The sequence below is a fragment of the Alkalicoccobacillus porphyridii genome (assembly GCF_007293315.1).
Lineage (GTDB): Bacteria > Bacillota > Bacilli > Bacillales > Bacillaceae_D > Alkalicoccobacillus > Alkalicoccobacillus porphyridii.
Genome location: NZ_VLXZ01000248.1, coordinates 1 through 265 on the forward strand (window position 1 = coordinate 1; position 265 = coordinate 265).

The window sequence follows — 265 nt, forward strand, 5'->3', positions numbered from 1 at the left end:
ACGCCGCGCGTGAGCTGCGAAATGATAATAAATGCGGTAGTGAATAATGCCAGGCATATGGCCGCCAGAGAAATCAGCACATGACCCGCGACGAAATACTCGCTTTGCCCTGAACTTTCCAGCACAAAGCCACCTAACGCGATACAAATTAAGCCCATAATCAAAGGGATTAATTTGAAAAGCCACCCGATATATATGTTCACTTTAAACTCCTCAGGTATCCCTGCTAATATTGAAATATGCATTAATGATAATTTCATCCTGT

1 protein-coding gene is annotated in these 265 nt (G+C 42.6%); it reads right to left on the minus strand.

Translation table 11 applies throughout. The features are described 5' to 3' along the window. The coding region (locus FN960_RS24210; RefSeq protein WP_221936866.1) for a DUF2776 family protein at window positions 1-245 on the minus strand (245 nt) is incomplete at its 3' end. Window positions 246-265: the final 20 nt, after the last annotated feature.